General features: G+C 44.8%; 10 protein-coding genes and 1 pseudogene (1 of these 11 running past the window's edge). 1 reads left to right on the top strand and 10 read right to left on the bottom strand.

The features are described from left to right. The 10 genes from ACTF5U_RS04735 to rpsB form a co-directional block, all read right to left on the bottom strand. The coding region (locus ACTF5U_RS04735) for an OmpH family outer membrane protein (RefSeq protein ID WP_438970554.1) at positions 1 to 359 on the bottom strand (359 nt) is incomplete at its 3' end. 28 nt (positions 360 to 387) lie between these two features. After that, entirely contained in the window at positions 388 to 2,664 is a 2,277-nt protein-coding gene (gene bamA, locus ACTF5U_RS04730; RefSeq protein ID WP_438970491.1) for an outer membrane protein assembly factor BamA, read from the bottom strand. 57 nt (positions 2,665 to 2,721) lie between these two features. After that, positions 2,722 to 4,059, bottom strand: a complete 1,338-nt coding sequence (gene rseP / locus ACTF5U_RS04725; protein ID WP_438970490.1) for an RIP metalloprotease RseP — start codon at positions 4,057 to 4,059, stop codon at positions 2,722 to 2,724. Continuing rightward, a complete protein-coding gene (gene ispC / locus ACTF5U_RS04720; protein ID WP_438970489.1) occupies positions 4,059 to 5,234 on the bottom strand; it encodes a 1-deoxy-D-xylulose-5-phosphate reductoisomerase in 1,176 nt (391 codons plus the stop codon). The genes rseP and ispC overlap by 1 nt, the downstream gene beginning before the upstream one ends. Before the next feature lie 3 nt (positions 5,235 to 5,237). Next, positions 5,238 to 6,062, bottom strand: a complete 825-nt coding sequence (locus ACTF5U_RS04715) for a phosphatidate cytidylyltransferase (protein ID WP_438970488.1) — start codon at positions 6,060 to 6,062, stop codon at positions 5,238 to 5,240. Then, a complete protein-coding gene (locus ACTF5U_RS04710) occupies positions 6,055 to 6,798 on the bottom strand; it encodes an isoprenyl transferase (protein ID WP_438970487.1) in 744 nt (247 codons plus the stop codon). The genes ACTF5U_RS04715 and ACTF5U_RS04710 overlap by 8 nt, the downstream gene beginning before the upstream one ends. A gap of 35 nt (positions 6,799 to 6,833) precedes the next feature. After that, positions 6,834 to 7,391, bottom strand: coding sequence for a ribosome recycling factor (gene frr / locus ACTF5U_RS04705; protein ID WP_438970486.1), 558 nt, complete (start codon positions 7,389 to 7,391; stop codon positions 6,834 to 6,836). Between the two features lie 8 nt (positions 7,392 to 7,399). Next, positions 7,400 to 8,125, bottom strand: a complete 726-nt coding sequence (gene pyrH, locus ACTF5U_RS04700) for a UMP kinase (RefSeq protein WP_438970485.1) — start codon at positions 8,123 to 8,125, stop codon at positions 7,400 to 7,402. A gap of 3 nt (positions 8,126 to 8,128) precedes the next feature. Then, a complete protein-coding gene (gene tsf, locus ACTF5U_RS04695; RefSeq protein WP_438970484.1) occupies positions 8,129 to 9,010 on the bottom strand; it encodes a translation elongation factor Ts in 882 nt (293 codons plus the stop codon). Positions 9,011 to 9,118: 108 nt separating this feature from the next. After that, a complete protein-coding gene (gene rpsB / locus ACTF5U_RS04690; RefSeq protein ID WP_438970483.1) occupies positions 9,119 to 9,871 on the bottom strand; it encodes a 30S ribosomal protein S2 in 753 nt (250 codons plus the stop codon). A 265-nt stretch (positions 9,872 to 10,136) separates the two neighbouring features. Between rpsB and map the strand changes: the two are divergent. After that, a pseudogene (map, locus tag ACTF5U_RS04685) lies at positions 10,137 to 10,483 on the top strand (type I methionyl aminopeptidase) (it continues 511 nt past the right edge of the window).

The following is a 10,483-nucleotide window of genomic DNA, read 5'->3' as shown; positions in this document are numbered from 1 at the left end:
TCCAGTTTACGCAATTCTTCATTACGGCGGATTGACAGATCTTCACTGTACTCATCCTGAAGACGTTGCAGTTCGCGCTGATCACTGAGAATGTCACGCTCACGCTCACGACGTTCGTCACTGCTAAGAATGGCACCATCTTTGTTCAGTTTTTCCTGAGCTGCACGAAGTGTTTTGTGTTTTGACTCCAGCGATTGGCTACGGGAAGCAAACTCTTTTTCAAGTCGCGCTAGAGCAGCGGCTTTCTGAGGCGATTTATCAAGAACGGCACCGGCATTTACTACACCAATTTTAAGATCTGCCGCGTAGCTCACAGGTGCTGCAATCATCAATGCAAACAACAGCCAGATAAACTTCATTTTCTTCACACTAAACTCCAGTTATTAATTAAAACGTCGATCCTAACGAAAATTGGAATGCCTCTGTTTCATCTCCGTCTTCTTTACTAAGCGGAGCAGCTATACTGAATGACATCGCACCAAACGGTGAAATCCAGATGGCTGATAAACCTGCAGAATAACGCAGCAGACCAGCATCAAAATCCTGATTGACGTCGTAAACATTACCAAAATCAGTAAACGCGCTGAGGCGGAACGATTTTAGCGAATTATCTGTAAATGGTACCGGGAAAATAACTTCTGCACCACCGGTAACAAGGAAATTACCACCCAAAGGTTCATCACCTTCTCTTATACCCAGTGTGTTCGCTTGGAAACCACGAACACTTCTTATACCGCCAGCATAGAAGTTCTGGAAGAAAGGAAATTCTTCACTATCGCCATACGAATCTCCATAACCCAGTTCGGTTCGAACAGCAAAGGTCAATGAATCCGAAATCGGTCGATAAGCGTTTGCTTTATATCGCAGCTTGTAATACTCCAAGGATGGACCTGGAATTGCAAATTCGGCATTCACGCTCTGTGACACACCACTGGTGGGTAATAATGCATTATCCCGGCTATCACTTGACCAACCCAAATTTAAGGTTACCGTATCAAAACTATCACCTTCACGGTCGATAAAATCCCGGTAGCGATTAATTAGGTTGTCAGACGGCAGATTGATCTCTGTGTGCTCGTAGCCGACACCTAAATTAATGCGATTATCTTCGGAAATAGGAATACCAAAAGTAATGTCTCCACCAAAGGCATCAAGAGTGTAACGGGCAATATTGGCTTCGTCTGCATCAGTCTCGCGATAATACGCATTAAAACCACGGCTAATGCCATCAACAGTCACAAACGGATTGGTATAACCGAAGCTGTATACAGTGTTGATGCTGCTATTGTTGAAACCAAAGCGTATATTTTTACCACTACCCAAAAAGTTCTTCTGCTGAACATTGGCATTGAAAATAAGACCATCAGACTGGGAAAAACCGATACCCGCAGACAAACTACCAGAGGGTGTTTCTGAGACACTGAAATCAAGATCGACTTGATCTTGAACACCAGCGACGGGAATAGTTTCAACGTTCACATTTTCAAAATAGCCTAAACGGGAGACACGCGCTTTGGACTGTTCGACTTTTTCAGTCGAAATCCAGGCTGACTCCTGTTGACGAAATTCACGACGTAACACTTCATCCCGAGTTTTGCTATTACCTGAAATATTGATCCGCCTAACATAGGCGCGGCGCCCCGGATCAACATAGAATGTCAGATTAACTTCCTGCTCTTCGCGGTTAATATCTGGAACCGCATTGACGTTAGCAAAGGCGTAGCCATCATTACCCAGACGGTTAGTGAGGTTTTCAGTACTGCGGGTAACGGCCTTGCGGGAGAAGACCGAGTTCTTTTGAATCGTAACTAAATCGAATAATTCTTGCTCAGGTACAATCAGGTTACCGGCAATACGGACTTCATTAATTTTATATTTATTCCCTTCGCTGATATTGATCGTAATGAACATATTCTTTTTATCATCACTAATTGATACCTGCGTTGACTCGACAGTGAAATCGACAAAGCCACGATCCAAATAAAAAGAGCGTAATGTTTCCAAGTCGGCTGAGAGTTTCTGACGTGAGTATTGGTTATCTTTAGTAATGAATGATAGCAAGGTGCCAGTTGTGGTCTGGAATTCTGCGGTTAAATCATCCTGTTCGAAAGAATCATTACCGACAATATTGATCTCACTGATGGTTGCTACCACACCTTCAGCCATTGTAATTCTGATAGCAACACGATTACGCGATAAAGGCGTCACTTCCGACTCGATAGCAACACCATATTTACCCCGACTGAAATATTGACGTTCCAGTTCCAGTTCAACCCGTTCAAGCATGGCCTGCTCAAATACCTGACCTTCACCAAAGCCAATTTCACGAAGCGATTTCAATAATTCTCCCGAATCCATGTCCTTGTTGCCAACCAGTTCGATACTTGAAATCGCTGGTCTTTCTTTTACCTTGATGACAAGAATATTATCTTGCTCTTCAAGCTGAACATCATTGAAATACTTGGATTTATAAAGTGCCCGAATAATGCCTCTCGCATCATTATCCGTCATTTCATCGCCGACTTTGACAGGAAGGTAATTAAATACCGTGCCAGCAGAAATTCTTTGCAGGCCTTCAACTCTGATATCTTCGATAACAAAATTCTCAGCCCACACAACTGAGGTTACACACAGTAATAGTACTATTTGCAGTAGTTTATTCATTGTTATTTATACTAACGATCCGTCGACGAAATTGTAAGTGTACCTGCAAAGCCTGCATTATCCAAACAGTCTTGTTAAGTCATTGAAAAACGCTGTAAACATAAGCAGTAGCAGTAAAAACAATCCAATACGTTGCCCTTTTATTTGGGCTTGCTCAGAAATAGGTCTTCCTCTGACCGCCTCAACAAGAAACATTGCCAGATGACCGCCATCAAGCATCGGTATTGGCAATAAGTTCAATACACCCAAAGTAATGCTTATCATGGCCAGAAAACTGATGAAAGTGATTAGCCCCTGCTCTGCCGAACTGCCTGCTATCTGGGCAATAGTTATTGGCCCCCCTAAGTTCTTGGTCGATACCTCGCCGGTGAGCATGCCAAACAAGCTTTTTAGTGTTGTGGCTGCAAATAACCAGGTCTGACTCACAGCTTCTTTGACGGCAACAAGAGGTCCATAGTGCAATTCTGATCGCATCGATTGAGGCAAGTCACTGTAATGTGTATCAACGCCAGCCCCTATCCTGCCCGTGCCGTCAGCAGAAGCAGTAGGCTCTAAGCTCAGGCTTTTTTGTTTACCATCACGTTCAATTTTTATCGCGAATTCTTGACCTGCATTGGCTTGGATTTTTTCAACCCAACCAGCCCAGGTGCGTATTTCAACACCTTCTGCCGAGATTAACTTATCGCCCGATTTTAAGCCTGCTTTATCTGCCGGTTCGCCCGCTACAATCTTTCCAATAACAGGAGCAATATCAGGCCGTATAGGTGTTATGCCTAATGATGATAATAATTGTCCTGATTGTTCAAGCTGGATGCGGGGTATCTCGAGTGTGTGCGAAATTTCAGTTCCGCCAGAATCGACCCTGAGCTCAGCCTTACCGCCCTGTTCGGCTTTAACCAACAGCATTTTGAATGCTTTATTCCAGGTTGGTGTTGAATGCTCATCAACTTCTAGAATTTCATCACCTGCAATAAGACCGGATTCAGATGCGTAGGAGGCAGGTGTGATTTCACCTATAATCGGCTTAACGCCTGGTATGCCGATAACGAACATCAACCAATATGCAAATACGGCAAACAGTAGATTTGCCACAGGCCCCGCAGCTACTATTGCGGTGCGTTTAGCTAAGGACTGTCGATTAAAAGTCTGGTCAAGTTCATCTTCTTTAACTTCGCCTTCTCTTTCATCCAGCATCTTGACGTAACCGCCCAGAGGAATTGGGGCTAGAACATACTCTGTACCGTCTCTACCCAGTTTTCGCCACAATGGTTTACCGAAGCCTACCGAAAATCGGAGCACTTTTACACCACATTTTCTGGCGACCCAAAAATGACCGTATTCATGAATAACGATCAATAGAGCTAAAGCAATAAGGAAGAAAAATAACGACTGCATTAATTCACCAACTCGTGGGCCCGCTTTCTGGCAGCCGCATCATCTTCTAAAATTTGCTCCAATGAGTCAGCGTTGTTTGCAGGCAAATTGTCAAGCACCTGTGCAATCAGCTTGGCAATATCAGTGAACCTTATCTGGCGTTGCAGGAAAGCTTCGACAGCCACCTCATTCGCTGCATTAAGAATCGCGGTACTGGTACCGCCGGATTCCAGCGCTTGATAAGCTAGGCGCAGACAGGGGAATCGATCAAAATCGGCCGCAGCAAAATCTAACTGGCCTGCACGAACAAGATCCAGAGGGGCTACGCCAGAATCAATACGCTCTGGCCAGGCCAGTGTGTTCGCAATTGGGGTACGCATATCCGGATTACCCATTTGAGCAAGCACCGAGCCATCTTCATAATCCACCATCGAATGAATAATGCTTTGTCGGTGCAGTATAACTTCAATTTGCTGGCTGCTCAGACCAAATAACCAGTGCGCCTCTATCACTTCCAGCCCTTTGTTCATCATGGTGGCTGAATCAACCGATATTTTTTGTCCCATTGACCAGTTGGGATGGGCGACCGCTTGTTCAGGGGTAACGGTGTCAAGCGTTGCTAAATCGGCATCCCTGAATGGACCGCCTGATGCAGTAAGAATGATTTTTCGAACACCTTTTCCCTCAAATTGATATTGCTGTTCATCACCAACTGGCATACATTGCCAAATCGCATTATGTTCGCTATCGACAGGAAGTAAGGTGGCATTATTCTGCTCCACTTCCCGCATAAACAAAGCGCCACTCATCACCAATGCTTCTTTATTCGCCAGCAAAATGCGTTTACCGGCTTTTGCTGCAGCTAAGGTGGGCAATAATCCGGCAGCACCTACGATAGCTGCCACGACGTAATCCGTTGCGTCGGATGATGACACATATTCCAATGCATTCTGCCCTGACATCACTTGAGTTCGAATATCCAGTTTTGCAAACGCATCATTAAGTTTTTCGGCCGACTTTTCATCTAACATCACGGCTATTTCCGGGTTAAATTGTTGGCACTGTGCCAACATCACATCGACAGAGGAGTGAGCGGTTAAGGCGTAGACATGAAATTGTTCAGGATGTCGTTTCAATACATCCAGCGTACTAACGCCTATCGACCCTGTTGAACCCAGAATAGTGACTGCTTTCATTAATTAGGCCCCGGAGGCTATCAAAAGCCCAGCAAATACGGGTACAGCTGCCAAGAGGCTATCAATGCGATCCAACATACCGCCATGTCCTGGTAGCAATTGCCCACTATCTTTGACGTTAAAGCAGCGTTTAAAAACGCTCTCAAACAAGTCACCGACTATGGATATCAGAACAATCACCCCGGTGATTAATAGCCAACTGAATAAACTCATATTGGTATCCAGTAGTGATACATAAAAAACCAAAGCAAAGATGCCACTCAGCACTAAGCCTCCTGCAACACCTTCCCATGTCTTATTAGGGCTTATCGCTTTAGCCAGTTTATTTTTTCCATAACGTTTGCCCGCAAAATAACCGCCGGTGTCCGCTAACCAAACGCTTACTAATCCAAATAAAAGTAATATGGGCCCTTGTTCTGAGCTGTTATGAATCAGGCTGGCACTCGCCACAAACCCTATTAAGATAATTGTCGCTATCATGACGCCAAAAAAACGACTCCGGAATAAATCGACTACTTTTACAGGCAACGGTTTATGTGCAAACAACACAACCAATATTGTCGCCATTAACCACACAAGCAGGGTCGCTGCGAGCAAGAAAAAAGTTGGCATATAAACAAAACAAAGAAATCCAGTCAGCACCATCGTTATTACAATTCCGGCGATCTTGATTTTTTGCTTAAAGCCCATAAGTTGTAGCCACTCGACAGCTGCCAACACAGCAATAAAGCCGAGCAGATAACGTAATATATCAGTGTGTAATGCCAGTAAGGCCCAAACCACAAGGGGAATAAGCACTGCGGCTGTTATCAGGCGCTGTTTAAGCATCCGGCTTTTCCTGTAATTGTTCAGACGTACGTCCGAAGCGACGCTCACGTAAAGAAAATGACATGATAGCCTTATCTAATGCCAGAGCATCAAACTCGGGCCATAAAACATCGGTAAAATAAAACTCGGTATAGGCCATCTGCCAGAGCATGAAGTTACTGACGCGTTGTTCTCCACCAGTGCGAATAAACAGGTCAGGTTCTGGTAAATTGGCTGTCGTCAGATGTTGGTCAATCATCTCTTCAGAAATTGTGTCAGGGTCTAAATCACCATCGCGCACTTGCTGTGCAAGTTGTCGGACTGACTGCGTCACATCCCAACGACCGCCGTAATTAGCTGCGATATTCAATATCAGACCGGTGTTGTCAGCTGTTAAGGTTTGCGCGTCAAAAATTTGTTGTTTAAGTGCAGGAGAAAATTTTTCCAGATCACCCACAATACATAGCTTAATATTATTTTCGTGAAGTTTTTTTACTTGCTTGCTGAGTGCGTGGCTGAAAAGCTCCATTAAAAGAGAGACTTCTTTGCCAGGTCGACGCCAGTTTTCACTGCTAAATGCAAACAGACTGAGAACTTGGACACCACGTTGGGCGCAGTGTTTGACGATGGACTCTACCGCCTTAACCCCGGCTCTATGCCCCATAAATCGGGGTTGTAAACGCTTTTTTGCCCAACGTCCATTTCCGTCCATGATAATGGCAATATGATTTGGAATGTTGACGGCATCACCACTCATAAGAACGTGTTGAAAGTAAAGTGTAACCGTTGTGGTTACACTTCCATCAAATCCGATTCTTTATCTGTCAGGATATGGTCAATTTCTTTAATTGTGGCATCGGTTAATTTCTGTACTTCTTCTTCTGCACCACGCTCTTCATCTTCTGAGATTTCTTTTTCTTTCAGCAGATCTTTGAGTGTACTGTTTGCATCACGACGTATATTACGCACTGCAACTCGTGCATTTTCCGCTTCACTTTTAGCAACCTTTACTAAATCGCGACGACGCTCTTCAGTCAATGCAGGAATAGGAATGCGAATTGTCATTCCAGCACTCATCGGATTGACACCCAGATCGGATGACATGATCGCTTTCTCAACCACCGACACCATATCTTTTTCCCAAGGAGTCACAGTCAAGGTACGAGAATCTTCAACACCAACGTTAGCTACCTGACTCAACGGAACATCAGAACCGTAATACGGTACATGCAGATGGTCCAGCAAACTGGTATGAGCACGACCGGCACGAATTTTTGCCATTGAGGTTCCCAGAGCTGAAACACTCTTTTTCATGCGATCTGCCGCGTCTTTTTTAATATCTTCAATCATGATTCGTCCTATTTCACCAGAGTCCCAATGTTTTCACCGTAGATGATCTTGGTCAGATTACCGCTCTCATGTACATCAAAGACGCGTAATGGAATCTTTTGCTCCTGACACATCACAACGGCAGTGGTATCCATTACAGCTAAACGATTGTTGATCACTTCATCATAAGATAGTTCGTCATAGCGAACGGCATCAGGATTTTTACGGGGATCGTCGTTATAGACACCATCGACTTGTGTCGCTTTCAGCATCAATTCTGCGCCAACTTCAACAGCGCGAAGACTGGCGGCCGAATCGGTAGTGAAAAATGGATTACCGGTGCCCGCTGCAAAAATCACAACCCGACCTTTTTCTAAATGTCGAATGGCCCTTCTGCGGAGGTAATCTTCACATACTTCATGAATTCTGATGGCCGACATGACACGACAGAATGTGCCATTACGTTCCAGAGCATCTTGCAGAGCCAAGGCATTCATAACCGTTGCCAGCATGCCCATATGATCACCACTGACGCGGTCCATGCCACTAGCCGCAAGGCCGGCACCACGGAAAATATTCCCGCCACCAATAACGATACCGAGCTCAATGCCTTGCGCATTGAGCTCGGAGATCTCTTTGGCAAATCGGGAAATCACTTCAGGCTGAATGCCATATTCGGCATCCCCCATCAACGCTTCGCCACTCAGTTTGAGCAGAACACGCTTATAAACTGGCTGACTTCCCGTTTTTGTCATACTTTACTTACCTCTGGCTTGAGCCATAACTTCTTCAGCAAAGTTATCTTCTGCTTTCTCGATACCTTCACCAACTTCGTAAAATGCAAAAGCTTCCACTGTTGCACCCGAATTCTTAACCAGTTTTTCAACTGTCAGGTCCGGGTCTTTAACGAATGCTTGGCCCATCAGGCTGATTTCGTTAACGAATTTAGCCATTCGACCTTCGATCATTTTTTCGACGATATTGTCAGGCTTGCCACTTTCTTTGGCTTGAGTCGCAACGATATCACGCTCTTTATCCAACAATTCCTGTGACAATTCAGCAGGCGAAACCGCTTGCGGACGACTTGCCGCAACGTGCATTGCCAAGTCTCTTGCCAACTCTTCATCACCGCCATTAATCTGAACCATCGTACCAATTCGATCACCGTGACGGTAGAAACCTATCAAGCCAGTATCGCTGGACAATGTTGTAAAACGACGAACCTGGATGTTTTCACCAATCTTTGCAACGAGTGCCTGGCGAACATTTTCAACTGTTTCGCCCGACTCCAATGTCATTGTTTTCAATGCATCCAAATCGGCTGGTTGTGTTTCCAGTGCTTTTTTAGCTACTGAATTGACAAAGTTAATGAAATCATCCGCTTTCGCCACGAAATCGGTTTCTGAGTTAATTTCCAGCATGATAGCGTTTTTGCCATCCGCACTCACTTCAATCGCGATAACGCCTTCAGCTGCAACGCGATCCGCTTTTTTGTCAGCTTTTGCCAAACCGGCTTTACGCATTTCTTCGATAGCAAGCTCGATGTCACCGTTTGCTTCTACCAATGCTTTTTTACATTCCATCATGCCTGAGCCGGTACGCTCACGCAGTTCTTTTACTAAAGCTGCAGTAATTGCCATTATTCTTACCCTTCAATCTATTTGTTTATGCTGGCTCACAGTATCCGCGCCACACATACAACACAGGCCCGCCCTAAGGGCGAGCCTGCTACATGTACTCAGTAGAAATTATTTGCCTGCTGTTTCAGCACTTTCTTCGGCTACTTCTACAAATTCTTCGTTTGCATCCGCAGTAGTGACTGAAGCACGACCTTCCAGAATGGCATCAGCAATATTCGCTGTATACAATCGGATAGCGCGCATTGAGTCATCGTTACCCGGAATGACGTAGTCGACACCATCAGGATTACTGTTGCTATCGACAACCGCAATAACCGGAATACCTAGTTTATTCGCTTCTTTGATAGCAATGCCTTCATGCTCAACGTCGATAACAAACATTGCATCAGGTAACCCACCCATCTTACGGATGCCGCCGATGCTTTTTTCAAGTTTTTCTTGCTCGCGGGTCAGATCCAAAACTTCTTTCTTTTTCAGACCTTCTGTTTTACCTGACTCAACCATTTCCTGGATAGCATCCAAACGTTTGATCGAACGACGAACAGTTTGATAGTTGGTCAGCATACCACCCAACCAACGGCGGTTGACGTAGGGCATGCCTGCGCGTTCTGCGTCTTCGCGAACTGCGTCTTGTGCCGCACGTTTAGTGCCTACGAACAGGATACGGCCTTTTTTAGAAGCCAATTTACTCACATAATTCAGCGCATCATTGAACAAAGGCAGGCTTTGCTCGAGGTTGATGATATGAATATTGTTACGTTTACCAAAGATGAACTGACCCATTTTAGGGTTCCAGTAACGGGTTTGGTGCCCAAAGTGTACGCCTGCTTCAAGCATTTGGCGCATAGATGTTTTAGCCATGTTTATACCTTATAATATGGGGTTGATCCTCCATGTGCCCCAGCTGTCGACTGATTAGGTTACCCCAACAGCACCCCGACGTCTGTGCCGGCACATGTGTGAATTTTGCCTTTGATAGGCGCGCATATTATTCCACAATTACCAGACAAAACAAAGCTAAAAGACACACTGAGTCAATTCATCACTGTCATTACTGGTTAGTAGACCAAATTTACGGCAAACTATGGGCAATTACGAAACTTAAATAATCAAAGCGGGAATTTAAATGGCTGTCAGCATAAAAACTGCAGATGAAATTGAAAAAATGCGCGTCGCCGGCAAATTAGCGGCTGATGTGCTGATGATGATTACACCCTATGTTAAAGCTGGCATAACAACGGATGAGCTGAATCAAATTTGTCACGATTATATTGTTAATGAGCAGCAGGCTATCCCTGCACCACTCAACTATCATGGCTTCCCTAAGTCAGTATGCACTTCTGTTAATCATGTGATCTGCCATGGTATCCCCGCTGAAAAAAAGCTCAAAGATGGGGATATCATTAATATTGACGTCACTGTTATAAAAGATGGCTACCACGGTGATACCAGTAAAATGTTCCACGTTGGAAA

Origin of the sequence: Methylophaga sp. (genome assembly GCF_965655755.1) — a bacterium.
In the GTDB taxonomy this organism is placed as follows: Bacteria; Pseudomonadota; Gammaproteobacteria; order Nitrosococcales; family Methylophagaceae; genus Methylophaga.
This window is presented reverse-complemented; position numbering and strand designations above follow the sequence as displayed.

Excerpts from the sequence above, each read along its gene's own strand:
- bamA (WP_438970491.1), bottom strand. The coding sequence starts at position 2,664 with ATGAATAAACTACTGCAAATAGTACTATTACTGTGTGTAACCTCAGTT.
- rseP (WP_438970490.1), bottom strand. The coding sequence starts at position 4,059 with ATGCAGTCGTTATTTTTCTTCCTTATTGCTTTAGCTCTATTGATCGTT.
- ACTF5U_RS04715 (WP_438970488.1), bottom strand. The coding sequence starts at position 6,062 with ATGCTTAAACAGCGCCTGATAACAGCCGCAGTGCTTATTCCCCTTGTG.
- pyrH (WP_438970485.1), bottom strand. The coding sequence starts at position 8,125 with ATGACAAAAACGGGAAGTCAGCCAGTTTATAAGCGTGTTCTGCTCAAA.
- rpsB (WP_438970483.1), bottom strand. The coding sequence starts at position 9,871 with ATGGCTAAAACATCTATGCGCCAAATGCTTGAAGCAGGCGTACACTTT.
- ACTF5U_RS04710 (WP_438970487.1), bottom strand. The coding sequence starts at position 6,798 with ATGAGTGGTGATGCCGTCAACATTCCAAATCATATTGCCATTATCATG.
- ispC (WP_438970489.1), bottom strand. The coding sequence starts at position 5,234 with ATGAAAGCAGTCACTATTCTGGGTTCAACAGGGTCGATAGGCGTTAGT.
- frr (WP_438970486.1), bottom strand. The coding sequence starts at position 7,391 with ATGATTGAAGATATTAAAAAAGACGCGGCAGATCGCATGAAAAAGAGT.
- tsf (WP_438970484.1), bottom strand. The coding sequence starts at position 9,010 with ATGGCAATTACTGCAGCTTTAGTAAAAGAACTGCGTGAGCGTACCGGC.